The following is a 23,275-nucleotide window of genomic DNA, read 5'->3' as shown; positions in this document are numbered from 1 at the left end:
CCTCAGGCTTGCAGGACATATCCGACGTTGCGGATCGTGCGGATGCGCAGGTCGCTGTGCGCCTGCTCCAGCTTCTTGCGGAGCTGCGAGATGCGGACCTCCACGCTGTTGCTGTTGGGCGTCTCCCAGCCGTAGAGGTGCGACTCGATGTCCGCGCGCGAGAAGACCCGCTCGGGCGTGCGCATCATCAGTTCGAGGATGCGCGCCTCGTGCTCGGTGAGGTTCACGTTCTTGTCGTTCACCGTCAGCAGCAGGCTGCTCGTCGAGAGGCTGGTGTTGCCGAGGTTCACGCCCGTCCCGGCGGCGGTGCGGCGCAGCAGGGCCGTGATCCGCGCGTCGAGTTCGGGCATGGCGAAGGGCTTGGTGAGGTAGTCGTCCGCCCCCGCGTTCAGCCCCGCCACCCGCTCCTGCACTCCCGAACGGGCCGAGAGCACCAGGACCGGCGTGCTGGAGTATTGCCGCAGGGCCTGCACGAGGTCGAGCCCGTCGCCGTCGGGAAGGTTGAGGTCGAGCAGGATGAGCTGGGCGGAGTGGGTGCCCAGCCACGCCTGCGCCTCCTTGAGCGTGGACGCGTGGTGAACGAGGTAGTCGGCGGAGAGGTATTCCTTGAGGAGCGGCCCGAGATGCGGGTCGTCCTCCACGACGAGAATCTGGGCGAGCATTCAGCGGTCTCCTTGGGGGGACGGGGTGGCTGGGTCGGCGGGTGCCTTGGACTTATCCGGGCCGAGCTTGCTCTTGTCGGTGGCCGCGCGCAGGCCCGGGAGCAGCAGCGTCTGCCCGGCGGGCTGGGGCAGCAGGTTGAGCTTGAGCCCCTCCAGAAAGCGCCTCAGGGTCACGCTGCCGCCCGGCGTTTCCAGGTTGAGCTGACCGGCCCGCAGGAAGCCGTCATAGCGGCTCTGCACGCTCGCGTAGAGCCCGGCGGCCTTCTCCTCGTCCTCGCGTGAGAAGAGGGCCACCACCGGGCCGGTGTAGTCCTTCACGAGCTGCACGGTCATGCCCTTCCCGGTCGTCTCGCCGTACCCCAGCTTGGTCTGGAGTTCGCGGTCCCAGATGATCAGCTTCAGCGCCTGCGCCGGGGAGGCGAGGGCGATCATGGTCAGGAGCGCGAGGGTGCGGGTGAGGGTCATCGGGTTCACTGTATCCAATCCAGGGCACACAACCTAAGTTGTGCCCGTGATCGTTCATCCTAAAGACCTAAGCTGACGCCCCTTTGACCGCCCCTTGAGGAGAGATTTAAACGCCCGCGAGGCGGCCGACCTGGGAGGCTGACCGCTGAGAGCTGACGGCTGACCGCTCCTAGATCGCCTCCAGCAGCAGCCGGTCGGGATTTTCCAGCAACCGGATGACCTCCTTGCAAAACCGCGCCGCCTCCGCACCGTCCACGAGCCGGTGGTCGAAGCTCAGCGAGAGGTACATCATGTGCGCCACCTCGATCTCGTCCCGCTCGTTCACGATGGGCCGCTTCTGGATGGAGTGCACGCCTAAGATCGCCGCGTCGGGCACGTTGATGATCGGGAAGGAGAACAGCGCCCCGATGGAGCCGATGTTCGTCACGCTGAAGGTGCTCCCCGCCATGTCGTCCGGCGTGAGCTTGCCCGCCTGCGCCCGCGAGGCGAGGTCCGTGACCTGCCCGGCCAGCTCGAAAACACTCCTCGTGTTCACGTCGCGCAGCACGGGCACGGTCAGGCCCGCCTCGGTGGCGACCGCCATGCCGAGGTTGTAATACCGCTTGAGGACGATCTCGCCCGTCGCCTCGTCGTACGAGGAGTTCAGGCTGGGGTACTTGCGCAGGGCCGCCGCGACCGCCTTGAAGATGAAGGGCAGGTAGCTGAGCCGCACGCCTGCCGCCTGCGCCTCGTCCTTCACGCGCGAGCGGAACTCGACCAGTTTGCTCAGGTTCACCTCGTCCACCGTCAGGGTGCGGACGGTGTAGAGGTGGCTCGCCTGCATCTGACTGGAGATCGCCCGGCGCATTCCCCGCAGCGGCACCCGCTCCTCAAGGTGCTCGTAGCCCTTGGGCGTACGGTACTGGGGCGGGGGAACGGGGAAACCGCCACCCTTTGTGGCGGGGGTTGGTGGTGGGGAGGCGGGCGCTGACACAGGTGCGGGAGGAGCCGGAGCAGGGGGTGGCGCGGCCGAGGTTTGCTGCGCCGGGGCCGTCTGCGCGTGGGCGCTCACGTCTTCCAACCGAATCCGCCCGTTCGGCCCGCTCCCGCGTACCTGTGCGAGGTCCACCCCGAGTTCACGGGCGAGCCGCCGGGCGGCCGGAACGGCGGGGACCCGGCCTGCGTTCCGAGTGGGCGCGGGGGTCTGGACGGGCAGGCTGAGGGTGGCCGTTTCCCCACCCCGTGTCCCCAGCCCCTGCACCCTCACCGCCTCGTCCGAGGTGAACGCCTTGAAAAGGCTCGCGTCGTCGTCCGCGCTCGCCGCGACGTGCCCTGCCTCCACGATGCTGCCCGTGTCGGCGTCCCCGGTCATCTGTGACCGTTCCTCCTCGGCCTGGACTGGCAACTCGCTGTTGGTCTCCGGGACCGCTGAGGGAGCCGGGCTCTCCCCTCCCCTTCCCGCCGCCTCGGCCGCCTCGTCGATCAGGGCGATGGGGGCGTGGACGGGCACCACGTCGCCCTCCTTCGCCAGCCGCTTCTGGAGCACACCCGCGACGGGGCTCGGAAGCTCCACCGTCACCTTGTCGGTCATCACCTCGCACAGGGGTTGCTCCAGGGCCACGCTTTCGCCCTCCCCCACCAGCCACTTCAGGATTTCGCCCTCGACCACGCTCTCGGCGAGTTCGGGCAGCAGCACTTCTCTCACTTGGAACCTCGATTGGTTGTGTCTTGTTGAAGTCACCGCAGAAACAACATGCGGGCCAGGCCGTAGACCATCAGCAGCGTGCCCAGGACCTGAATCCAGCGCTCCCCACGCGCGTACACCCACGCGCTCACTCCCAGCAGGGCGAACATGCCGCCGACAAGGAGGTCCGGCCAGGGATCGGGCGCCCGGTTCACCAGCGGGTACACGGTGAACCCGATAGCGAGCCCGAGGATGCCGAGTAGAGGGCGCAGAAGGTCCGGTTTCATGCCCTGACCTTAAGCTAGTAGGTGAGGGCCTTCACGCACGCCGCCGCGATCCGGTTGGCGCCGGGGAGGTACACCTTGTCCTGTACGTAGGGGTAGGGAGTGTCGAACCCCGCGACCTGCGAGACGGGCGCGAGCAGGCGGTCGAACAGCGCCTCCTGGATCACGTACGCGACCTCGCCCATGAAGTTGGCGGTGCGGGGCGCCTCGCTGACGAGGACCGCCCGCCCGGTCTTCTCCACGCTTCCCAGCACGAGGTCGCGGTCCCAGGGAACCAGGGAGCGAAGGTCGATCACCTCCGCCTCCACCCCCTCCCCGGAGAGGGCCTGCGCGGCCTTTTCCACGTCGGGCATCACGCCGCCGTAGCCGATCAGGGTGAGGTCCCCTCCCTCCCGGCGCACCGCCCCACGGCCCAGCTCGATGGTGTAGTCGTAGGTCGGAACCTCCCCCTTTGACGCCCGGTACAGCCGTTTGGGCTCGAAGTAGATAACGGGGTCGCTGCCCCGGATCGCCGCCTTGAGGAGCCCCTTGGCGTCGTAGGGAGTGCTGGGCATCACGACCTTGAGCCCCGGCGTGTGCGCGTAATACGCCTCCGGGCTCTGGCTGTGGTGGTGCCCGCCCTTCACGCCGCCGCCCGAGGGGGTGCGGATGACGAGGGGCGCGGTGAACTGCCCCCCTGAGCGGTAACGAATCTTGGCCGCCTGGCTGACGATCTGGTCGAAGCCCGGCCCCATATAGTCGGCGAACTGAATCTCGGCGACGGGCCGCATCCCGCGCACGGCCATCCCGACCGCCACCCCCACAATGCTCGCCTCGCTGAGGGGCGTGTCGAACACCCGCCGCTCGCCGAACTCGGCCTGGAGACCCGCCGTCGCCAGGAAGACGCCGCCGCGCGCCCCCACGTCCTGCCCGAAGACCACGACGCGCTCGTCGCGGGCGAGTTCCTCCCGCAACGCCTCCGTGACCGCCTGGATCAGGGTGAGGGTGCGCGTCGCGGGGGCGGCGCTCCCCTGGTCGGCGGGCCGGGACTCGGTGACCGTCATGCCTGCCCCCCCGTCTGCTCGGCGCGCAGGAAGGCGGCCTGTTCGCGCAGGTGGACGGGCAGGTCGGCGTACACGTCCTCGAACATGATGCGCCAGTCGGGCTGCCCACTCGCCTCGGCCTGCCGCACCGCCTCGTCCACCTCGCGGTGGGTGGCGGCGATCAGGTCGGCGCGTTCCTCGGCGCTCACCGGATGGCCCAGGTGCTCCAGCAGCCCCTCGACCCGGGCGATGGGGTCGCGGCCAGTCCAGAGGGCCACCTCCTCACGCGTGCGGTAGTTCTTCTCCGCGTCGGCGTCCGCATTGGAGTGCGAGCCGACCCGGTAGGTCAGGCACTCGACGAGGGCGGGCCCGTTTCCCTGCCGCACCTCCTCCGCGACGGACGACATCACCTCCATGACCGCGACGATGTCGTTGCCGTCCACGAGGTAGCCGGGCATGCCGTAGGCACGGGCCTTGACGTGGACCGTCTCGCTCGCGGTCTGGGCTCTGAGAGGCGTGCTGATCGCCCACTGGTTGTTCTCGCAGACGAAGAGGCAGGGCGCCCCGTTCACGGCGGCCATGTTGACCCCCGCGTGCCAGTCGCCCTCGCTCGTCGCCCCGTCCCCGAAAGTGCAGACGGTGATCTCGCCTACGCCCAGGTACTTCTGTGCCAGGGCGTTCCCGGCGGCGGGCGGCACCTGCGAGGCGATGGAGGAGCTGATCGAGACGAAGTTCTGCCGCTCCGCCCCGAAGTGGTGCGGCATCTGGCGCCCCCGGCTGGGGTCCGAGTTGGTGCCGAGGCACTGGCTGACGAGGTCGAGGAGCGGCACGCCCATCGTCAGGCCGAGGGCGTGGTCGCGGTAGTACGGCCACACCCAGTCGTGGCCCACCTGGATCGAGCGGGCGAGGCCGACCTGGGTGGCCTCCATCCCCCGCGACTGGGCGTAGAAGGTGGTGCGGCCCTGACGGAGCAGGGTGACGAGTTTGCGGTCGAACTCCCGCGCCCGCACCATGTCGCGGTGCAGGCCCCGCAGCACGTCGGGCGTGAAGCGGGCGGGCAGTTCCCGGATGGGCTGGCCGTCTTCGGCGACCCAGCGCAGCGGGTCCGAGGTGAACGGCTGAATCATGACGGGCCTCCTGAGCGGTCGGGCGGTGGGGACACGCAAACCCGTGCCCCGACCTCGGCTGTCTAGCAAACGCTCGTTAGGCATTCTAGCGGCTCCGTGCCGGGAGGCGGGAATGCCCCCGGTGAACGGAGCCGCTCCCTGTCCCGCCCCAATCCCCTTCCTCACCGTGACTCCGGCGGGAATGACCGCCTCTCCCCCGTTGCTACACTCGCGCTGACATGAGCGGCTGGAACGTGATCGTGATTGGCGGGGGGCACGCGGGCCTGGAGGCCGCCTGGGCCGCCGTAAAATTCGCCCGCACGGCCCTGCTGGTCGGGAACCCGGCGACCATAGGACGGATGCCCTGCAACCCGGCCGTGGGCGGGCCGGGCAAGAGCCAGCTCGTCTTCGAGATTCAGGCGCTCGGAGGGCTGATGGGCCGCCTCGCCGACGACACGGCCATCCACACCCGGGTCCTGAATGCCAGCAAGGGGCCCGCCGTGCAGTCCCTCCGAGTGCAGAACGAGCGTGACGCCTACGCCGAACGGGCACAGGACGTCATTCTGGGACACCCGGAGATCGACGTAGTCCGTGGCGAGGCCGCCGACCTGGAGCCGGACGGGCGGGGTGGCTGGCTTGTCGTCACGACCGACGGCCGCCGCCTCGCCGCCCGCAGCGTGGTGATCGCGGCGGGAACCTTCATGCGCGCCGTCACCTGGTACGGCCGTCACTCCCGCCCCGAGGGCCGTCAGGGGGAGCCGCCCTCCCGTTTCCTGAGCCAGCCCCTCGCCCGCGCCAGGCACGTCCTCAAGCGGTACAAGACAGGCACCCCGCCCCGCGTCCGCGCCGACTCGGTGCGCTTCGCCGACCTGCTGGAGATCCCCGCCGATCCCCAGCCGCGCGGCTTCACGGGGCAACCCGGCCTGCGCGCCGCCGAGTCCCCGACCTGGCAGACCCACACCACCCCCGAGACGCACCGCCTGATCGGCGAGAACCTTCACGAGTCGCCCATGTACGCCGGGGACATCGAGGGGCTGGGCCCGCGCTACTGCCCGAGCATCGAGGACAAGGTCGTGCGTTTCTGCCACCACGACCGTCACCTGCTGTTCGTGGAACCTGACGGCGTGCAGACGAGCGAGGTGTACCTCCAGGGGTTCAGTTCCAGCCTTCCGCCCCGCCTTCAGGACCGGCTCGTGCGGACCCTCCCCGGCTTCGAGGCTGCCGTCATCCAGCGGTACGCCTATGCCGTGGAATACGACGTGGTGGACTCCACCGAACTTACCCTCAACCTCGAATCCCGCCTTCTGCCCGGCGTCTTCACGGCGGGTCAGATCAACGGTACGAGCGGCTACGAGGAAGCGGCGGCACAGGGCCTTGTGGCGGGAGCGGCGGCGGCGCGGCGGGCCCTGGGGTTGGAGGAGCGTCAGATTTCACGTGAAACGGGCTACCTCGGTGTCCTGCTCGACGATCTGGTTTTCAGGGGCAGCGACGAGCCCTACCGCATGATGACGAGCCGCGTGGAACACCGCTTGATCGTGCGGCAGGACAACGCCGACGAGCGTTTGACCGAGCTGGGCTTCGAGCTTGGGCTGGTGGATGAGGCCCGGCGAGCCCAGGTACGTGAAAAGTACGCCCGGGTGGTCCGGGGCATCCGTGCCCTTCAGACCCAGCGCGCCCAGGGGCAGACCGGGGACACCTGGCTGCGCCGCCCCGAGTTGAACCTGACCGACGTCGAGGCGCTGGGCGTGGAGCTTCCTGCTCTGACGCCGGAGGAGCGCGAGGCCCTGGAAATCCGGGTGAAGTACGCGGGGTACATCGAGCGCGCCGAGCGTCAACTCGCCGCTGAGGCCCGGGCCCGGGAGATCAGTCTGCGAGGGGTCGACTTCTCCCAGGTTCCCGCCCTCTCAAACGAAGCCCGAGAGAAGTTGAGCCGTGTCCTCCCGGCGACCGTCGACCAAGCGGCGCGGGTCCCCGGTGTTCGTCATGCCGACGTGAGCGCTCTGCTTGTCCACGTCAGACGCGTAGGTGGCGTTTCACGGGAAACCCGACAGTGAAACAAGTTGGAACCGTCCAATGTCCTCTGCTTGACGCCTCTTCTGTTTCACGAGAAACTTGACGGTGAAACAATAAGGGGGACTGCACCTGAGTAATTTTGAAGAGGGAGTGCTGTTGGGCGTGCTGATCGGGGAGGGCCACTTCGGCGGCGACGGCAAGCAGCCGCAGGTCACGGTGAGGATGCACACCCGTCACGAGCGGCTGTTCGGGCGGCTGCTGGAGTGGTGCCCGGGCTCACGGCTGTATGGACCGTACGACCACGGCGGGCGCCGTTATTTTCAGTGGATGGCGCGCGGCGAGGTGTTGCGGGAGCAGATCGTTCCCCTCCTCGACCGTCTGCCGCTGGAGGAGATCGATGAGCACGTGTTCGAGCGTTACCGGGCGATGAAGGAGAGGTACGGCCTATGACCCCCGAGGGAAGACGACTCCTGCTGGAGGCGGCGGCGGCGCTGGAACTGGATCTGACCCCACGGGTCGAGGTGTTCGGGCAGTTGCTCCAGCTGCTCGTCATGGCGGCGGATCAGGTCAACCTCACCTCGCTCCGGGACGAGCGCGACATCGTCCTCAAACACTTCGTGGACTCGTTGACCTGCCTGCGGGGGGGCTGGCTGGGCGGTGAACGGCGGGTTCTCGATCTGGGAACGGGCGCTGGCTTTCCGGCCCTGCCCCTCGCCATCGTGCGCCCGGAGTTGGCGATCACGGCGATGGACGCGACCCGGAAAAAGGTGGAGTTCGTGGGCCGGGCGGCGCGGGAACTCGGGCTGACGAACGTGGAACCGCTTGTCGGGCGGGCGGAGGCCCTGGGGCGCGAGCCGGGGCAGCGGGAGGGGTACGAGCGGGTGGTCACGCGGGCGGTGGCGGCCCTGCCCATCCTCGCCGAACTCGCCCTGCCCTTCCTCCCGGTGGGCGGCCTGCTCGTCGCGCAGAAGGGGGCGCTGAGTCCCGAGGAGCTGGAGGCGGGCACCCGGGCGGCGGCGGCGGTCGGGGGAGAGGTGCGGGCGGTGGACGCCTTCGCGCTGCCCGTGCTGGGGGACGCGCGCACCCTGGTGGTGATCGAGAAGACGGGACCGACGCCGGAGCGCTACCCGCGCCGGGAGGGCGTGCCGAACAAGCAGCCGCTATTCTGGAAGGTGACGTGAAGATTCTCGGAGTCGTGAACCAGAAGGGCGGGGTGGGGAAGACCACCACCGCCATCAATCTCGCCGCGTACCTGGCGGCGGGCGGACGCCGGGTGCTCTTGATCGACATGGACCCCCAGGCCAACGCGACGAGCGGCCTCGGCCTGCGGGGGCAGGAGCGCGGCCTATACGAGGCGCTGGGCGAGCCGGGGAGCGTCTCCGAATTGGTCCAGCCCTCCGGCCAGCCGGGGCTCGACGTGCTGCCCGCCACGCCCGACCTCGCGGGTGCCGGGGTGGAACTCGCCGACGACCCGGGAGCCCTTACCCGTCTCCTGGGCCGGGTGGAGGGCTACGACCTCGTCCTGATCGACGCGCCGCCCAGCCTGGGGCCCCTCACGGTGAATGTGCTCGCCGCCGCCGACGCCCTGCTGATCCCCCTCCAGGCCGAGTATTTCGCGCTGGAGGGGTTGGCGGGCCTGATGGAGACGGTCAAGCGGGTGCGCGGAGGCCTCAACCCGCGCCTAAAGGTGCTGGGCGTGGCGATCACTATGTTCGACGGGCGCACGAACCTGGGGCAGGAGGTCGAGACGATGGTGCGCCAGCATTTCGGCGAACTGGTGTTCTGGTCGGTCGTGCCGCGCAACGTGCGCCTGTCGGAGGCGCCGAGCTTCGCCAAGCCCATCAACGCCTTCGCGCCCCTGTCGAGCGGCGCGGCGGCCTACAAGAGGCTGGCCGAGGAGGTGATGCAGCGTGTCGAAAAAATCTAGTGGCCTGGGGCGCGGCCTCGACGCCCTGCTCGGCAAACCGCCGCCCGCCGGGAGCGGGACGGGCCAGACGGTGCAGACCGTCCGGGTGGGGCAGATCGTGCAGGCGGCGTATCAGCCCCGTCAGGTCTTCGAGCCGGAGGCGCTCGCCGAACTCGCGGGGAGTATCCGGGAAAAGGGCGTGCTCCAGCCCCTCCTCGTGCGCCCGCGCGGCGAGGGGTACGAGATCGTGGCGGGCGAGCGGCGCTGGCGGGCGTCGCAGCTCGCGGGACTGACCGAGGTCCCCGTCATCGTCCGCGACCTCGGCGACCGGGAGGCGCTGGAGATCGCCGTGATCGAGAACCTCCAGCGCGAGGACCTGGGTCCGCTGGAGGAGGCGCGGGCGTACCAGGCCCTCCTCGACCAGGGGCTCAACCAGGAGGGCGTGGCGCAGGCGGTGGGCAAGGGCCGTTCCACGGTCTCGAACGCCCTGCGCCTGCTGACCCTGCCGGAGGCGGCCCTGCGCGCCCTCGACGCCGGGGAGATCACCGCCGGGCACGCCCGCGCCGTCCTCGCCCAGCCCGAGGCCGACCGCGCCTGGGCCCTCGACCAGATTCGCACCCGCCGTCTGAGCGTCCGCGAGGCGGAGGCGTTGAGGCGCGAGACCAAGACCTCCGCCCCGATCCAGGTCAACCCCCCGCGCCCCTACCGCCAGGTTGAACTCGACCTCAGCCGCCGCACCGGCACGAGGGTCCGCATCACGGGCGAGGACCGGGGCCGGGTGGAGCTGGATTTCGGATCGCGCGAGGAACTCGACCGCATCCTCGACCTCCTCGGGTACGCGGCGGAGTAACCCAGGGGGCAGGCGGGGGAGAGCATCGTCACTCTCCCCCGCCTGCCCTTTTGCCTCAGCGCCGCGTGCCGACCAGGAAGATGTTCGGCCAGGGGCGGTAGGTGCTCTTGAGGGTGTCCTGCCGAACGGTCTGGCCGCCCCGGACGAACTTGCGCGTGACCTCCATGACCGCGCCGGGGGCGGCCCAGTCCACCTGCTTGCGTTGCCCGGCGGGCAGCGAGGCGTCCCGGATGATCCGGTCGGCGGGGGCGGGCGTGCTCTTCAGCACACGCGGGGTGCCGACCTCCACCGTGAAGTCGCGCGCCTTCCCGAAGACATGGACCGAGAGGCGGGCCTCCTCGTCGTTCCACTCGCTCTGGAACCACAGGGCGCCGCCCGTGTCGTTGGCGAACTTCAGGTCGAGGAAGGGCTGGTAGATCGTGGCGTCGAGGCCCTGCGGCTCGTAATAGTGGACCTGGTAGGAGTGGTTCTGGCGCTCCAGCACGGGCAGGCCCGCGTTGTAGAGGGTGCGGAAGACCGTCGTGCTGACCTGGCAGATGCCGCCGCCCAGCCCGCTCGCGGTGCGCTCCCCGGCGATGACGAGCCCGGGCACGAAGCCGCCCCTGGCCGTTACGGGCCCGACGATCTGGTTGAAGGAGACGACCCGGCGCTCGATCAGGCGGTCCCGGAAACGCACGGCACCGACGTGGATATTCGTCATGCGCTCGGGGCTGCTGCCGTAGTAGTTCGTCTCGCCCGTGCCCAGATGGACCGTGATCCCGCGCGACAGGAAGTAGTCGAGCGTCCGCTTGGGCGCGGTCTGCCCGGCAAGGGCGACGTTCGCCTTCACCGCGCGCGGGTCTTTCAGGGCGGCGAGGACATTGGCGCGAGTCTTCGCCTCGTCCACGGTCAGGCCATTGCGCTGCACGACCGCCCAGCCGTCCCACTGGTTCTCGAAGCGGGCGTCCTGGGCCTCACGGGGCAGGTCGGCCAGGAACTTCCGCAGATCCGCCTCCAGGCTCGCGGTGATCGTGCCGCGAGCCCGAAGCTCGGCCACGCGCGGGCCGGGAAGCGTGAGGGTGCGGCTGAAGGGCACCGTCGTCTTCTTGCCGTTCACCAGCGCGGGCCACTGGGCCTGCACGGTGATGAGCAGCGGTGCCGTCGGGGCAGGGCGGGCGGGCGGGGCGGGGGCTGGGGCCGGTGCGGAAGGAGGCGCCGGGGCGGGCTGGGGCGCCGCCGCTGGAACCGCCGGGGTGGGCGTCGGGTCGGCAGGAACCGGGACTGGGGCGGGCGCGGGAGCCGGAACAGGCACCGGGGGCGGCGTCGGCGCGGAGACCGGGGCGACCGGGAGGGGCAGCGCGGGGATGTCGATGCTCGTCTGCGCGGACGCACCCCCCAGTAGCACGCTCACGAGGACGGCGGCGCTCCGACGGGCAGCGCTCCTTGAAAAAGAGGGCATAGCGCGAAGTATCTCACGGTCCCTGCCGCGAAACGTGACTGCAGGCTGAGGGCCGGGGGAGGGGAGAGGTGGCCCTCAGCGGGCCAGGGGGGCGGGCTCGCGCGTCTCCTGAAGCTGCCGCTCGATCTCCGCGACCGCCGCCACCGCGTGATGGCGCCCGTTCTCGATGAAGACCTGATTCGTCTTCCCCGCGAAGCCCGCCGAGCCCACCACGAAGAGCCCCGGAACGCTGCTCTCGTAGTGCTCGCTCAGGACCAGGCAGTCGTCGGGCTGGGTGGCCAGGTTCAGGCCCGCCAGGAAGGAGAGGTCGGGGCGGTAGCCCGTCAGCGCGAAGGTGAAGTGGGTGGGCAACCGGGAGGTGGTGCCGTCCTCCTGCTGCACGAGGACGTGATCGGGGTGAATCTCGACCACCCGCAAGTTGAAGTGCGCCGCAATGCTGCCCTCCTTGATGCGGTTCTCCAGGTCGGGGCGCACCCAGTACTTGATCGTGCTCTTGAGTTCGGGCGCCCGCACCACCATCGTCACGTTCGCCCCCCCGCGCCACAGGTCGAGGGCTGCGTCGGCGGCGGAGTTGCCCGCCCCGATCACGGTGACGTTCAGGCCCATGAAGGGGTGCGCCTCGGTGTAGTAGTGCGAGACGTTGGGGCTGTCCTCGCCGGGAATGCCCATCGTCAGCGGGTTGTCGTAGTACCCGGTCGCCACGACGAGGCGCCGCGCCTCGACCACGCCCGGCGTGCCGTCCTGCGCCTCGATCTCCAGGGTGAAACCCGCCGGAGCCGCGTGCACCCGCCCCACCTCCGTGTACTGCCGGACGTTCAGCTCCTCGCGCTGGGTGACGAGGCGGTAGTACATCAGGGCGTCGCGGCGGTCGGGCTTGTCGTGCCCGGTGACCATCGGGTGATTGCCGATCTCCAGTTCGGGCGCCGTGGTGAAAAAGGTCATGTAGGTCGGGTACTCGAAGATGGCGTTCACCACGCAGCCCTTTTCGAGCACCACGTAACTCAGCCCCGCGCGCTTGCAGGCGATGGCGGTGGCGAGGCCCACCGGCCCGGCCCCCACGATGGCCACGTCGAAGAGTCCACTCATGCCGGGTATTGTGCCAAGGGGACGCTCAACGAACGGTGAGGCGAGTCGGGGCGGTGCTTCACTCCACCTCCCCGCGCACGAGCATCAGGGCGAAGGTATAGGTAGGGTTCTCTGGGCTGTCCCTGGTCTGAAACTCTTCCATCACATCCAGAAGCCGCCGCTTGAGTTCGCCCGCCTGCTCTCGGGTGAGACGCAGGCCCCCGATGTTCAGGAGGAAGGGCTCGTCCCCGCCGAAGAGTGCGTAGCCCTTGCGGCGGGGCGTGCCTATGCTGAGCATGCTGCCCTTCTCCCCCCGCTCCAGCCAGAAGCCCCAGCGGTCGTCCAGTTCACGGAAGCGCCCCACACTCAGGTGGGTGAACCGCTCCACCCGGGGGAGAATCTGTCCGTCGAGAAAAGCCTCCAGCGTCTCCGCCCCCGTCGCCTCGTAGGGAATGAACCAGCGGGAGAGCACCCGGTAGCGTTTCACCGCGCGGCCAGCCCGGGGGCAGACCTCGACCACTTCCGCCACACCCACCCTCTCCAGCTTACCAACGAGGTAGTGGGCGCGCTGCACGCTCACGCCCAAGCTCTGCGCCACCTCACCCACCGAGCGCGGGCGCTGGATCAGCAGGTCCAGGAGCGGGCGTAACCCTACGTCGAGCAACAGGGCGGCCTGCGCGCTGTTCGCCACCCTCTCGGGCTCCCCGGACATGGACCCAGCTTAGGAGCTTCCTACTCCGAAAGGCGTATGTTCCTTCAAGTAGCCCTTCCTCATACTCGACCCATGCACCTGCCACCGACGCTCTGGAACCGCAGCTTCGTGCTGTGGCTGCTCGCTTCCGGGCAATCGCAGCTCGGCTCGGCGCTCGCCTCCATCGCGCTGAGTTTCCTGGTGCTGCACCAGACGGGCTCGGCGGGCCAGATGGCGCTGACCCTCGCCTGCTCGCTGGCCCCCAACCTGCTGATGCCCTTTGCGGGAGCACTCGTGGACCGGGTGAACCTGAAAATTCCCCTGATCGGGGCGGACGTGGCGCGCGGGTTCCTTCAGGTGCTTGTCGGCGGCCTCGCGCTCGCCTGGGGGGAGGTGCCGTTGTGGGTGGTGAACGGGGCCGCCCTGCTAACGGGGTTCGCGGGCATTTTCGCGGGCCCGGCGGGGAGTGCCGCTGTGCCCGGCCTCGTGCCGCCCGCCGAACTTGCCCGCGCGAACGGACTCCTGGGCGGGGTGGGGCAGGGGGCGTGGCTCGTCGGGACCCTGGCCGGGGGCTGGCTCGTGTCGGTCTTCTCGCCGCCCGTCGCCATCGTGCTCGACGGCGTGAGCTTCTTCGTGATGGCGGCGCTGCTGCTGGCGGTGCGCTTGCCGGGGCGGGTCGAGCCGGGCGGACCTCGCCCCGGCGTGCTCGCCGATGTCCTCAGCGGCCTGCGCCTGATGCGCCGATCAAAGGTGCTCACCCTCGTGCCCTGCATCGGCCTGGTGCTCAACGCCACCCTCGCCCCGGTCACGGTGATCACGCCGAAGCTGATGGAGACGCTGGGGGCAGGGGCGAAGGGCTACGGCCTCTTCCTCGCCCTGGAGAGCCTGGGGATGCTCCTCTCCGGTGCCCTGATCGCCGTGCTGGGCAACCGACTGCCGCCCCGACGGGCGACCGCCGCCGGACTCGCCCTCACCGCCCTGATCTACGGGGTGATGGGCCTGCGGCCCGACGTGCCCGTGCTGCTGACCGGCGCGGTCCTCCTGGGGTTCGGCTTCGGCATCCTGAACACGCCGCTGAACACCCTGATGCAGCGGATGGTGCCCGCCGAGTACCTGGGCCGCGTGTTCAGCGTGCTCGGCACCGGGTCCACCCTGGGGATGCCCCTCAGCCTGCTCCTCCTCTCGCCGCTGCTCGACCACACCCCCCCGGCCCTGTGGTTCGGGGTGGCCTCCGTTCTGCTGCTTGCCGGAACCCTCGCCTGGGTGCTCGTGGCCCTGTCGGAGCGGGTGCCGCCGGACCTGCATACCCTCGCGGGGAACCGAAGTGCATCCAGCCCGGTCGCCGATGAGCCCGGAAGAGCCCAGCCTGCCGAAGCGTGAGCGGGCATGTGCGGCGTGGGGAACTCTCCTGGCCTGTTACCGTGACCGGGTGCGTCTGAAGCGATTGGCGGCTTTGCCCCTCGCCCTCTGGGGTCTGGCCTCGGCCGGGGGAATGGAACCGCTGACCCGGCTGGAGGCGTTGCGTGGCATCCCGGGAGTGGTCAGGGTCTTCGAGGTTCCCCAAGGACGGCTGGGCAAAGAGGGTTATACGCATCTGGTGACGATCAGAGAGGCGGGTGCAGCCGTTCAGGTACGGGTCTCGCTGGGCGCCACCGAAGGGAGCGGCGCCGTCAATACTTCCCTGTTGTGGGTGGACCGCCCACTTGTCACCGTCCTGGACCGGGAGGTGTTGACCCGGCTGGCCCGTGGGATAGCTGCCCGCTGCTTCGTCGGCGTGACGGCAGGGCAACTCGACGCTCTTCGGGCGCTGGCGGGCAGGAACTGGCAGGCCGAGCTGGGCTGGCAGTCCACACGGGTGGGCCCCCTGCATCTGGAGTGGAGCGGGCGCGAGGGGCTGAATGTGGCGGACAGGGAAGCCCCGGGGCTCTCTCTGGAGTGGCCCGCCAACGCGAGCCGTTGCGTGTTCTGAGGCTGATCCCCTGGCGAGTCCTCACCGTCCCGTCTCCCTGACCGTGACGCCCGCCTCCTCGGAGCCCCCCGTTACACTGACTCCATGACCCAGACCACCTCCTCCCAGACTCGCACCGAGTCCGACACGATGGGCCAGCTTCAGGTCGCTTCGGATCGCTACTGGGGCGCGCAGACTGAGCGCAGCATCCACAACTTCCCCATCGGACGCGACACCTTCGTCTGGGGCCGCCCGGTCATCCGGGCGCTGGGCATCCTGAAAAAGGGCGCCGCGCAGGCGAACGCCGAACTGGGCGAACTGCCGGGGGACATTGCCGACCTGATCGTCCGCGCCGCCGACGAGGTGATCGCCGGGCAGCTCGACGACCACTTCCCCCTCGTCGTGTTCCAGACGGGTTCGGGCACCCAGAGCAACATGAACGCGAACGAGGTCATTTCAAATCGCGCCATCGAACTCGCGGGCGGCGAGATGGGGAGCAAGAAGCCCGTCCACCCCAACGACCACGTCAACCGGGGCCAGAGCAGCAACGACACCTTCCCGACCGCCATGCACATCGCCGTCGTGCTGGAGTTGAACGAACGCCTCTACGGCGGCGTGGGCAAGCTGCGGGACACGCTGGCGCAGAAGGCCGAGCAGTACAGGGACCTCGTGAAGGTGGGCCGCACGCACCTGCAAGACGCCACCCCCATCACCCTCGGGCAGGAGATCGGCGGCTGGGTCGCTCAGCTCGACTACGCGCTCGCGGAGGTCCGGCACGCCGAGCAGGGTCTGTACGACCTCGCCATCGGGGGCACGGCGGTCGGGACGGGCCTGAACGCACACCCCCGCTTCGGGGACCTCGCCGCGCAGAAGTTCAGCGAGGAGACGGGCTTCCCCTTCCGCTCCGCCGAGAACAAGTTCGCCGCCCTCTCGGCGCACGACGCCCTCGTCCAGACCTCGGCGGCGCTGCGGACACTGAGCGGCGCCCTGATGAAGATGGCGAACGACTTGCGCTGGCTCGCCTCCGGCCCGCGCAACGGGATCGGCGAGATCACCATTCCCGAGAACGAGCCCGGCTCCAGCATTATGCCCGGCAAGGTGAACCCCACCCAGTCCGAGGCGATGACGATGGTCACCACGCGCGTCTTCGGCAACGACGCAACGGTCGCCTTCGCGGGCTCGCAGGGCAACTTCCAGCTCAACGTGTTCAAGCCGGTGATGGTCCATGCCGTGCTGGAGAGCATCCGCCTGATCTCGGACGCCTGCCTCGCCTTCAACGACAACTGCGCGGTGGGCATCGAGCCCAACCTGGAGCGGATCGAGCACAACCTCGCCGTCAACCTGATGCAGGTCACCGCGCTGAATAAGCACATCGGCTACGACAGGGCCGCCGCCATCGCCAAGAAGGCGCACAAGGAGGGCACCAGCCTGAAGGAGGCCGCGCTGGCGCTGGGCTACGTGACCGAGGACGAGTTCAACCAGTGGGTCGTTCCGCTGGACATGACCCATAGCTGAGGCGCATGGAGGTCCAGGGGCTACTCCTCGGAGGCGGGGATGGCCCCTTTCCTCGTCCCGGAGACGGTCCTGTGGGCCTCGACCAGGGTGCCGAGCGCCAGGGTAGCTGCCTCCCGCCTCGGGTTGACGTTCTGTGGGCTGGGATGCGGGCAGACGAGGGCGGGGAGCGGGGAGCCCACCAGCGGCCAGACCTTCTCGGCGTGGCGCCCGACGAGCACGACCACCTGGAGGTCGGGGAGGAGGCCGAGAAGGTACTGGGTAAGGGGAACGGCCTCAGCGTACTGCCCTGGCCAGGGGGTCACGACGCCGTTCTCACTCATCTGCCACGGCACGACGTTCCACATCGCCGCCTCGCGCCGCCGCAGCCCCGAGAGGTGCAGCAGGCAACGCAGGTTCTCCGCCGTGCCGTCCGGGTTGTCCATCGAGACGAAGCGGGTACGGCTTACGGCCGGGCCGGGTGTTTCGAGCAGCAGCAGGACCCGCGCCAGGACACCACCGTCCACGGGGTCGAAGAAGGGAAGCCAGCGCCCGCTTTCGGCCTGGACCTGCTCGGCCCAGCGGTTGAGCGGGGCGACGTGGAGCTCGAAGCTACGTTCCAGCCGGGCCTGTCGTACTTCCGGGAGTTCGAGACTGCGTGTTTGCAAGGGCTTCCTCTTTTCGGGAGTTTGACTTCGGGCTGGCGGGAGGCGGAGGGGCCGCTGCATACGTTTGACAACCGATGCATCTCACCGTATTCTCTTTTCATCGCCGCCCGAGAGGCGGCTTTTTTCTTCTGGTAGCTCGGCCATAAACGCCCCTTCACCGGAGTCTCGCCCGCCCGCCGACCCCGGGAGGGCAGGCTGACCCCATGACCGACGACCAGAAGCAGGGCTACGATCCCGCCAACACCTCGCCCGCCGAGGGCCAGAGCCACCCCATCCCCGAGCAGGACCGGGGCAAGGACCCGGGGATAGACCCCGCCGACAAGGACTCGGCGGAGGGCGACCGCGACGAGGTGGAGGACAGCGCCACCCCGGGCCGTGACTGAGCCCCTGCTGGGGTTGCCCGAAGGAGAGCGGCCCCTGAACGCGGCCCGCCCGGAGTCGGAGCGGGCCGAACTCCTCCGTTGGATGTTCGACCGGGTGCATGAGGAATACGGCGACCGCACCCACGAGCCCCGGCGCGAGCCCATGCACGAACTTATCAGCACCATCCTCTCCCAGCGCACGACCGCCCGGGACGAGGACGCCGCCTACGGGGAGTTGCGGCAACTCGGCGACTGGGACGCCATCATCGAGACCCCGACCGAGTTGGTGGCGCACGCGATCCGGCGCAGCAACTACCCGGAGAGCAAGGCGCCGCGCATCCAAGCCACCCTACGTGCCATCCGCGAGCAGCGGGGCGGGTACGACCTCGACTTCCTCGCCGAAATGCCAGTCAAGGACGCGATGAAGTGGCTCACCGACCTGCCGGGGGTGGGCCTCAAGACCGCCTCGCTCGTGCTGCTGTTCAACTACGCGCGGCCCGTCTTCCCGGTGGACACGCACGTCCACCGCGTCTCCACCCGGGTCGGCGCGATTCCTCGCATGGGCGAGCAGGCGGCGCACCGGGCCCTGCTGAGGCTCCTGCCGCCCGACCCGCCCTTCCTGTACGAGTTGCACCTGAACCTGCTGCGGCACGGCCAGCGGGTGTGTACGTGGACCCGCCCGAGGTGCCCGGCCTGCGTGCTGCGCGAACGTTGCGACGCCCACGCGATCTACGGGAACAACGTGCCGAGCTTCGGGGAGAAGCCGGGCAAGGGATAAGGGTTACCCGCGCTCCCGCTCCCGCAGCACAAGCTGAATCAGCCCCAGCGTCACGAGTTCCGCCTCCTCGGGCCGGACGGGACGCAGTTCCTCCACCACGAAGCGGCGGGAGAAGAAGCTGCGGCGTTTGCGGACCCGGAAGGCCGGTTGCCCGGCGACGTCCGTGACTGTATATGTGGGATTGACGAGGTAGTCGAAGCCGAGCGCGATCAAGTCGCCGACGAGGGGGATGACATCGAATACGCCCTCCACCACGCTCATCCAGGGCTGGTCGTCCCGGATGGTGAATTCGGGGCGGCCGTCCGGCCCGAGGAGTTCGTAGCTCGCCGCCCACAGAGTGCGCAGACCCTGAGCCTGAAGGGCGCCGACCTCGGAGCCGTCCACCCGCCGAATCTCACGCCGGGCCCGCCAGTCCAGCGCACCCGCCATCAGGCCCCGGGCACGGATGCCGTGGGTCTGCTGCCTGCGGCCCTCGTCGGCGTACACCCGCACCTCGTCGCGGATGCTGAAGAACTTCTCCTTCACGACCGCGACGAGCTGGCCCTGCGCGTCGGTGACCCGCAGCTCGGTCAGGAGGCTGAACTTGAATTCGAGCGTGAGGGGAAAGGAGGGGTTCACACCCCGGTCTACGGGCTCAGGCGGGGTCCGGTTCCCACACGTCGAAGCGGGTGCCCGGCCCCACGCCCGCTCCCTGCGCCCACACCTGGGCGGGCTGGGCCTTGCGCGCCTCGGGCTGAACGGTCCGGACGCGCACCGCACCCGTCCCGCACGCGACGGTCAACCCGCCTTCCTCCACCCGCAGCACCTCGCCCGGCTGGCCCGACCCCTCCGCGAGGCTCAGGCCGCCGAGCTTGAGGCGTGCTCCTCCCAGGAAGGCCGTCGTCTGGGGCCAAGCGGCGACCCCCCGGTAGCGGTTCACCACCGCCCGCGCGTCGTCCCCCCAGCGCACGAAGCCGTCCTCCTTCACGAGCATGGGGGCGTGCGTGGCCCTGGAGTCGTCCTGTGGGGTGGGGGAGAGGTCTGAGAGGCGGGAGAGAGCCTCCACGATCAGCCGCGAGGCCTGCGCGCCCAGGGCGTCCGCGAGTTCGAGGCTCGTCCACTGGGGCGCGATGGGAAGGGGTTCTTGCAGCAGGATCGGCCCGGTGTCCATCCCCTCGTCGGTCTGCATGATCGTCGTGCCCGTGACCGTCTCACCGCGAATCAGGGCCCACTGGATCGGCGCCGCGCCCCGGTAGGCGGGGAGGAGGCTGGTGTGGGTGTTCAGGAAGCCGTACCTGGGAACGGTCAGCAGGGAGCCCGGCAGGATTTTCCCGTAGGCGCAGGTGACGGCCACGTCCGCCCCACTCTCGCGCAACCGCTCCTCGAAGGTCACGTTCCCCCGGAGTTTCTTCGGCTGCGCCAGCGGCAGGCCGAGTTCAGCCGCGCGGGCCGCGACGGGTGGCGGCGTGAGTTTGAGCCCCCGCCCCACCGGCTTGTCCGGCTGCGCGACGACGAGGACGACCTCGAAGTGTTCCCGAATCGCCTCCAGCACGGGAAGCGCGAAGGCGGGCGAGCCGAAAAAGGCGACGCGCGGGGAGGTCAACCCTGGGCCTCCAGCGTTTGCAGGTAAGCGCGGGCGCGGCCCTTCAACTCCGCCAGGTATTCGACGTACTCCTCCGTCACGGAGCCGGGCAGCCGGTCGAGGTAGTACAGGCCGTGCAGGTGGTCCGTCTCGTGCTGGAAGATGCGTGCCAAGAAGGCGCCCGCCTCGATGCTCCGCCGCTCGCCTTCGAGGTCAGTGTAGGTCACCCGCACCTCGCTGTGGCGGGGCACGTCCGTCCGCTTGATGCCGGGGATGCTCAGGCAGCCCTCGCCGAAGCTGGTGTCCACTCGGTCGGAGAGGGGTTCGACCACCGGATTGAGCATCACGAACTCGCGCAGGGCACGGGCTCTGAGCGGCTTGCCCTCCTCCGTGTCGTCGTCGTACTCGGCGGCCACGAAGATCTGGTGGGGAAGGCCGACCTGGGGCCCGGCCAGGCCCGCCCCGCGCGCCTCGTACATCGTCTCCAGCATCGAGCGGGCGACTTCCCGCAGAGATTGAGGGGCGAAGCCGGGCACCTGCACCGGGGCCGCAAGGTCCTCAATGGCCCGCGCCTGTCCACGCAATACGGGATCGCCGTACAGCCGGATAGGGTAGACGCTCGGCTCCATCACTTGGCCCGTTCCTTGCCCGCTTCCGCCAGGCTGTTCAGGTACGCCTTCGCCTGACGCTGCATCCCCGCGAGGGCCTTGCGGTGGTCTTCCGTCACCTCGGGGGGCAGGCGGTCGAGGAAGAACACGCCGTCGAGGTGGTCGGTCTCGTGCTGGAAGACGCGGGCGAGGTAGTCGTCGGCCTCGATGGCGCGCTCCTGCCCGTCGAGATCGGTGTAGCGGACCTGCACGGCGCGGGCGCGGGGCACTCCCTCCTCGTAAATGCCGGGGATGCTCAGGCAGCCTTCCTGGTAGGAGCGGTCCTTTTTCTTGTCGATCACGGTGAGGACCGGGTTGAGCATCACGAACTCGCGCAGGACGCGGGATTTGAGGGGCGCGTCGCCGCCCTCCTGCTCCTCCTCGTCGTCCTCGTACTCGGCGGCCACGAAGAGCCGCACGGGGAGGCCCACCTGGGGGGCGGCGAGCCCGACGCCGCGCGCCTCGAACATGGTCTCCAGCATGGTGTTCGCCACCTCGCGCACGGACTGGGGGCCGTAGCCGGGGACGGTCAGGGTGTCCGTGGGGCTCAGGGGCCGCGCCTTGCGACGCAGCACGGGGTCACCGTACAGGCGGATGGGGTAGACGCGGGGGGCCTCGGCCATAGCACCCCTTTTTATCAGAGGCGCGGCGACCAGAGGCCTGCCTAGGGGTGGTGCCATACCCGCACCTTTGCCGCCGGGATGCCCCCGGCCCCCCTCCAAAGGCGAGGCGCGGCTGAAAGGCCCTCTCACGCCGTCCCCACCGGGCGCCCCTAGCGTCAGGAGGAGCACAAGTTCCCCGGAGGTCTCCCGCTATGCCTACCCGTCCCGTCCTTGCCCTCAGCCTCGCCCTGCTCGCCTCCCTTGCTTCCGCCCAGACTGCCGACCCCTCGACCACGCAACCTACGACGACCACAGCCACACCCGCCCCCACCGGGGACGCTGCCGGGGCCGCCGCCGAGGCCCGAGCCTTGGCCGAGCGGGCCCGCGCCACCTACCCCCAGGGCAGCGCGAACATCGACCAGACCCTGTGGAAGCAGGCCGCCGCCGCCGCCGACCGGGCCGCTGGGCTCGAACCCACGAACCCCGAGTACCTGCGGCTGCGCGCCCAGATCTACACCGAGGTCGGCTTCTGGCGGCAGGCAGAACTCGCCTGGGCCGCGTACTTCCGCGCCGCGCCCGCTGCCCCCGGCAGCGCGGAGGCGAGGCAGGCCGCGACCGTCCAGTACAACCTGGGGTACGCCGCGTACACCCGCAACCAGCCCGAGCAGGCCGCGCGCTTCTTCGCCGCTTGCCTGGAGTTCGACCCGGCGAGCGCCTCCTGCGCGACCTGGGCTGCCCGCACCGCGCTGGAGTCCGGGGACTACGCCCGCGCACAGACCCTCTACAGCCGGGCGCTGAGCCTGAGCCCGGGGGACAAGACGCTCGTGTACTTCAGCGGCCTCGCGCAGAGGGCCAGCCGGTACGGCCCCGCCGCCACCCGCGCCTTCAGCCGGGCGTACGCGGACCTCGACGCGGGGCGGGGGGCCCAGGCCCTCGCCGGGTTCCAGGAGGCCGCCCGGGGCGCCCCCAACTTCATCGAGGCGTGGCGGGAAGCCGGGCGCGTGGCGCTCGAACTCGGGAACGCGAACGCCGCCCGCGCCGCCTACCAGGCCGCCGCCGCCCTGCCCGAGGCGAACGCGGGCGACCGCTACAACCTCTCGCTCGCTCAGGAGGGCGAGCGGTACGGCCTCGGCGCCGTGCGCGCCTTCCGCGACGCCTACGCGAAGTACGCGGCGGGCGACAAGGCGGGGGCCGAGGCCGGGTTCCTGGAGGCCACGCGGCAGAACCCGCAGTATGCCAAGGCCTGGGCGTGGCTGGGCCGCACCCGCTACGAGGGGAAGAACTTCACCGGGGCCGCCGACGCCTACGCGCAGGCGGTGAGGCTGGACCCCGAGGACAAGGCGAGCGCGTACTACCTGCGGCTGGCGCAGCAGGGCCAGTAGCGAACCGTCCTCCCTTCACGGGGTCCAGCGCCGAGCCGGGCCCCGCCCTTCTCATCCCCGTTCACGCGCCCATCAGACTTAGCCCATACGCTGAACCCTATGCGCCCCCTTGCCCTGCTTCTGCTTCCCCTCACCCTGACGCTCGCGGCGTGCGGCTCACGCGGCGTGCAGGCCCCGGGCGACTACGACCTGAGCGGCACCATCGGCGGCAACTGGGGCACCGACCCCAGGTTGCGGCTCGCGCTCGTCGGCACCGGGTTCCCGAGCGTCGTCACGAACGACGGCAATCAGGCACAGAATGTCGTCTCGACCGGGGCGAACACCTGGAACTTCGGCTTCGACCTGCCGGGCATCCCCAGTGTGGCGGGCGTGTATCAGGTCGTCGTGTACAACGACGCCAACAACACGGGCACGTACGAGATCGGCGAGAGCTTCGCCCGCAACAGGCAGTGGTTGATCTACAGCACCTTCGGCGGCAGCGTTCCCGCCGTCACCCTGCCAAGCGGCGAGGAAGTCACCCCCGCCATGACTGTCGATCAGGGCTGGAACCTCTACGACCGCAACTATCCCCTCAGCGACACCAACCCGCGCCCGGCAAGCAAGGTGACGGGGTACGACCTCAGCCGCTGAGGATCAAGGGCACCCTTCGGAACGCTGCCGCCCCGGTGGCG

Annotated in this window: 26 protein-coding genes; 12 read left to right on the top strand and 14 right to left on the bottom strand. The window is 69.7% G+C overall.

Annotation, left to right across the window (positions count from 1 at the left end; translation table 11 throughout):
• Nucleotides 1-2 precede the first annotated feature (2 nt).
• The 6 genes from DAETH_RS16240 to DAETH_RS16215 all read right to left on the bottom strand — a co-directional run bounded on the left by DAETH_RS16240 (nt 3) and on the right by DAETH_RS16215 (nt 5,223).
• The gene (locus DAETH_RS16240; protein WP_264775913.1) at nt 3-662 is read right to left on the bottom strand and encodes a response regulator transcription factor; all 660 of its coding nucleotides are present in this window, start codon (nt 660-662) and stop codon (nt 3-5) included.
• Nucleotides 663-1,127 carry a hypothetical protein gene (locus DAETH_RS16235; protein WP_264775912.1) on the bottom strand — a complete coding sequence of 155 codons (465 nt, stop codon included), beginning with the start codon at nt 1,125-1,127 and terminating at the stop codon, nt 663-665.
• A gap of 169 nt (nt 1,128-1,296) precedes the next feature.
• Nucleotides 1,297-2,811 (bottom strand): dihydrolipoamide acetyltransferase family protein, encoded by a 1,515-nt coding sequence (locus DAETH_RS16230; RefSeq protein ID WP_264775911.1) that lies wholly within the window; start codon nt 2,809-2,811, stop codon nt 1,297-1,299.
• A gap of 32 nt (nt 2,812-2,843) precedes the next feature.
• Nucleotides 2,844-3,077 carry a hypothetical protein gene (locus DAETH_RS16225; RefSeq protein ID WP_264775910.1) on the bottom strand — a complete coding sequence of 78 codons (234 nt, stop codon included), beginning with the start codon at nt 3,075-3,077 and terminating at the stop codon, nt 2,844-2,846.
• A gap of 14 nt (nt 3,078-3,091) precedes the next feature.
• Nucleotides 3,092-4,117: an alpha-ketoacid dehydrogenase subunit beta gene (locus DAETH_RS16220; protein ID WP_264775909.1), complete on the bottom strand. Its 1,026-nt coding sequence runs from the start codon at nt 4,115-4,117 to the stop codon at nt 3,092-3,094.
• Nucleotides 4,114-5,223: a thiamine pyrophosphate-dependent dehydrogenase E1 component subunit alpha gene (locus tag DAETH_RS16215; protein ID WP_264775908.1), complete on the bottom strand. Its 1,110-nt coding sequence runs from the start codon at nt 5,221-5,223 to the stop codon at nt 4,114-4,116. The genes DAETH_RS16220 and DAETH_RS16215 overlap by 4 nt, the downstream gene beginning before the upstream one ends.
• A 218-nt stretch (nt 5,224-5,441) precedes the next feature.
• Between DAETH_RS16215 and mnmG the strand changes: the two genes are divergently transcribed.
• From mnmG to DAETH_RS16190, 5 genes are all read left to right on the top strand, one after another.
• Nucleotides 5,442-7,256 (top strand): tRNA uridine-5-carboxymethylaminomethyl(34) synthesis enzyme MnmG, encoded by a 1,815-nt coding sequence (gene mnmG, locus DAETH_RS16210; RefSeq protein WP_264775907.1) that lies wholly within the window; start codon nt 5,442-5,444, stop codon nt 7,254-7,256.
• 109 nt (nt 7,257-7,365) lie between these two features.
• Entirely contained in the window at nt 7,366-7,665 is a 300-nt protein-coding gene (locus DAETH_RS16205) for a hypothetical protein (RefSeq protein ID WP_264775906.1), read from the top strand.
• Nucleotides 7,662-8,396: a 16S rRNA (guanine(527)-N(7))-methyltransferase RsmG gene (gene rsmG / locus DAETH_RS16200; protein WP_264775905.1), complete on the top strand. Its 735-nt coding sequence runs from the start codon at nt 7,662-7,664 to the stop codon at nt 8,394-8,396. The genes DAETH_RS16205 and rsmG overlap by 4 nt, the downstream gene beginning before the upstream one ends.
• A complete protein-coding gene (locus DAETH_RS16195) occupies nt 8,393-9,142 on the top strand; it encodes a ParA family protein (RefSeq protein WP_264775904.1) in 750 nt (249 codons plus the stop codon). Before rsmG ends, DAETH_RS16195 begins: the two co-directional genes overlap by 4 nt.
• The gene (locus tag DAETH_RS16190) at nt 9,126-9,971 is read left to right on the top strand and encodes a ParB/RepB/Spo0J family partition protein (RefSeq protein WP_264775903.1); all 846 of its coding nucleotides are present in this window, start codon (nt 9,126-9,128) and stop codon (nt 9,969-9,971) included. The genes DAETH_RS16195 and DAETH_RS16190 overlap by 17 nt, the downstream gene beginning before the upstream one ends.
• A gap of 55 nt (nt 9,972-10,026) precedes the next feature.
• Here the strand turns inward: DAETH_RS16190 and DAETH_RS16185 are convergent, their stop codons facing one another.
• From DAETH_RS16185 to DAETH_RS16175, 3 genes are all read right to left on the bottom strand, one after another.
• Nucleotides 10,027-11,409 (bottom strand): VanW family protein, encoded by a 1,383-nt coding sequence (locus DAETH_RS16185; RefSeq protein ID WP_264775902.1) that lies wholly within the window; start codon nt 11,407-11,409, stop codon nt 10,027-10,029.
• Between the two features lie 75 nt (nt 11,410-11,484).
• Entirely contained in the window at nt 11,485-12,495 is a 1,011-nt protein-coding gene (locus DAETH_RS16180; protein WP_264775901.1) for a YpdA family putative bacillithiol disulfide reductase, read from the bottom strand.
• Nucleotides 12,496-12,553: 58 nt separating this feature from the next.
• The gene (locus tag DAETH_RS16175; protein WP_264775900.1) at nt 12,554-13,186 is read right to left on the bottom strand and encodes an ArsR/SmtB family transcription factor; all 633 of its coding nucleotides are present in this window, start codon (nt 13,184-13,186) and stop codon (nt 12,554-12,556) included.
• A gap of 72 nt (nt 13,187-13,258) precedes the next feature.
• On the opposite strand from DAETH_RS16175, the gene DAETH_RS16170 reads away from it, so the two are divergent.
• From DAETH_RS16170 to fumC, 3 genes are all read left to right on the top strand, one after another.
• On the top strand, nt 13,259-14,545 hold the full coding sequence (locus DAETH_RS16170) for an MFS transporter (RefSeq protein ID WP_264775899.1): 1,287 nt from the start codon (nt 13,259-13,261) through the stop codon (nt 14,543-14,545).
• A 49-nt stretch (nt 14,546-14,594) separates the two neighbouring features.
• Nucleotides 14,595-15,134, top strand: coding sequence for a hypothetical protein (locus DAETH_RS16165; protein ID WP_264775898.1), 540 nt, complete (start codon nt 14,595-14,597; stop codon nt 15,132-15,134).
• Between the two features lie 84 nt (nt 15,135-15,218).
• Nucleotides 15,219-16,628: a class II fumarate hydratase gene (fumC, locus tag DAETH_RS16160; protein ID WP_264775897.1), complete on the top strand. Its 1,410-nt coding sequence runs from the start codon at nt 15,219-15,221 to the stop codon at nt 16,626-16,628.
• Between the two features lie 20 nt (nt 16,629-16,648).
• Here fumC and DAETH_RS16155 read toward each other — a convergent pair whose 3' ends face one another.
• Nucleotides 16,649-17,272, bottom strand: a complete 624-nt coding sequence (locus DAETH_RS16155; protein ID WP_264775896.1) for a uracil-DNA glycosylase — start codon at nt 17,270-17,272, stop codon at nt 16,649-16,651.
• Between the two features lie 203 nt (nt 17,273-17,475).
• Here DAETH_RS16155 and DAETH_RS16150 point away from each other — a divergent pair, with 203 nt between their 5' ends.
• A complete protein-coding gene (locus tag DAETH_RS16150) occupies nt 17,476-17,655 on the top strand; it encodes a hypothetical protein (protein ID WP_264775895.1) in 180 nt (59 codons plus the stop codon).
• Nucleotides 17,648-18,412: an endonuclease III domain-containing protein gene (locus DAETH_RS16145; RefSeq protein WP_264775894.1), complete on the top strand. Its 765-nt coding sequence runs from the start codon at nt 17,648-17,650 to the stop codon at nt 18,410-18,412. The genes DAETH_RS16150 and DAETH_RS16145 overlap by 8 nt, the downstream gene beginning before the upstream one ends.
• A 3-nt stretch (nt 18,413-18,415) precedes the next feature.
• Here the strand turns inward: DAETH_RS16145 and DAETH_RS16140 are convergent, their stop codons facing one another.
• Genes DAETH_RS16140 through def (DAETH_RS16125) form a run of 4 tightly spaced genes read right to left on the bottom strand, consistent with a single transcriptional unit; the run spans nt 18,416 to nt 21,243 of the window.
• Nucleotides 18,416-19,030, bottom strand: a complete 615-nt coding sequence (locus DAETH_RS16140) for an LURP-one-related/scramblase family protein (protein ID WP_264775893.1) — start codon at nt 19,028-19,030, stop codon at nt 18,416-18,418.
• 16 nt (nt 19,031-19,046) lie between these two features.
• Nucleotides 19,047-19,994 (bottom strand): methionyl-tRNA formyltransferase, encoded by a 948-nt coding sequence (fmt, locus tag DAETH_RS16135; protein ID WP_264775892.1) that lies wholly within the window; start codon nt 19,992-19,994, stop codon nt 19,047-19,049.
• On the bottom strand, nt 19,991-20,602 hold the full coding sequence (gene def, locus DAETH_RS16130; RefSeq protein WP_264777455.1) for a peptide deformylase: 612 nt from the start codon (nt 20,600-20,602) through the stop codon (nt 19,991-19,993). The genes fmt and def (DAETH_RS16130) overlap by 4 nt, the downstream gene beginning before the upstream one ends.
• Nucleotides 20,602-21,243 carry a peptide deformylase gene (gene def / locus DAETH_RS16125; RefSeq protein WP_264775891.1) on the bottom strand — a complete coding sequence of 214 codons (642 nt, stop codon included), beginning with the start codon at nt 21,241-21,243 and terminating at the stop codon, nt 20,602-20,604. Before def (DAETH_RS16125) ends, def (DAETH_RS16130) begins: the two co-directional genes overlap by 1 nt.
• A gap of 191 nt (nt 21,244-21,434) precedes the next feature.
• On the opposite strand from def (DAETH_RS16125), the gene DAETH_RS16120 reads away from it, so the two are divergent.
• Together DAETH_RS16120 and DAETH_RS16115 are read left to right on the top strand one after the other, a co-directional pair.
• Complete coding sequence (locus DAETH_RS16120) at nt 21,435-22,604, top strand: tetratricopeptide repeat protein (protein ID WP_264775890.1); 1,170 nt, start codon at nt 21,435-21,437, stop codon at nt 22,602-22,604.
• Nucleotides 22,605-22,703: 99 nt separating this feature from the next.
• Nucleotides 22,704-23,234, top strand: coding sequence for a hypothetical protein (locus DAETH_RS16115; RefSeq protein ID WP_264775889.1), 531 nt, complete (start codon nt 22,704-22,706; stop codon nt 23,232-23,234).
• The last annotated feature ends 41 nt before the right edge of the window (nt 23,235-23,275 follow it).

The sequence above is a fragment of the Deinococcus aetherius genome (genome assembly GCF_025997855.1).
In the GTDB taxonomy this organism is placed as follows: Bacteria; Deinococcota; Deinococci; order Deinococcales; family Deinococcaceae; genus Deinococcus; species Deinococcus aetherius.
Note: the sequence above shows the minus strand (reverse complement) of the source record. Positions and strands in the feature narration are given on the sequence as shown.

Bases quoted from the DNA above. Each gene is read 5' to 3' on its own strand.
- DAETH_RS16240 (WP_264775913.1), bottom strand. From the start codon at position 662: ATGCTCGCCCAGATTCTCGTCGTGGAGGACGACCCGCATCTCGGGCCG.
- DAETH_RS16235 (WP_264775912.1), bottom strand. From the start codon at position 1,127: ATGACCCTCACCCGCACCCTCGCGCTCCTGACCATGATCGCCCTCGCC.
- DAETH_RS16225 (WP_264775910.1), bottom strand. From the start codon at position 3,077: ATGAAACCGGACCTTCTGCGCCCTCTACTCGGCATCCTCGGGCTCGCT.
- DAETH_RS16220 (WP_264775909.1), bottom strand. From the start codon at position 4,117: ATGACGGTCACCGAGTCCCGGCCCGCCGACCAGGGGAGCGCCGCCCCC.
- DAETH_RS16215 (WP_264775908.1), bottom strand. From the start codon at position 5,223: ATGATTCAGCCGTTCACCTCGGACCCGCTGCGCTGGGTCGCCGAAGAC.
- mnmG (WP_264775907.1), top strand. From the start codon at position 5,442: ATGAGCGGCTGGAACGTGATCGTGATTGGCGGGGGGCACGCGGGCCTG.
- rsmG (WP_264775905.1), top strand. From the start codon at position 7,662: ATGACCCCCGAGGGAAGACGACTCCTGCTGGAGGCGGCGGCGGCGCTG.
- DAETH_RS16185 (WP_264775902.1), bottom strand. From the start codon at position 11,409: ATGCCCTCTTTTTCAAGGAGCGCTGCCCGTCGGAGCGCCGCCGTCCTC.
- DAETH_RS16180 (WP_264775901.1), bottom strand. From the start codon at position 12,495: ATGAGTGGACTCTTCGACGTGGCCATCGTGGGGGCCGGGCCGGTGGGC.
- DAETH_RS16175 (WP_264775900.1), bottom strand. From the start codon at position 13,186: ATGTCCGGGGAGCCCGAGAGGGTGGCGAACAGCGCGCAGGCCGCCCTG.
- DAETH_RS16170 (WP_264775899.1), top strand. From the start codon at position 13,259: ATGCACCTGCCACCGACGCTCTGGAACCGCAGCTTCGTGCTGTGGCTG.
- fumC (WP_264775897.1), top strand. From the start codon at position 15,219: ATGACCCAGACCACCTCCTCCCAGACTCGCACCGAGTCCGACACGATG.
- DAETH_RS16150 (WP_264775895.1), top strand. From the start codon at position 17,476: ATGACCGACGACCAGAAGCAGGGCTACGATCCCGCCAACACCTCGCCC.
- def (WP_264777455.1), bottom strand. From the start codon at position 20,602: ATGGAGCCGAGCGTCTACCCTATCCGGCTGTACGGCGATCCCGTATTG.
- def (WP_264775891.1), bottom strand. From the start codon at position 21,243: ATGGCCGAGGCCCCCCGCGTCTACCCCATCCGCCTGTACGGTGACCCC.
- DAETH_RS16120 (WP_264775890.1), top strand. From the start codon at position 21,435: ATGCCTACCCGTCCCGTCCTTGCCCTCAGCCTCGCCCTGCTCGCCTCC.
- DAETH_RS16115 (WP_264775889.1), top strand. From the start codon at position 22,704: ATGCGCCCCCTTGCCCTGCTTCTGCTTCCCCTCACCCTGACGCTCGCG.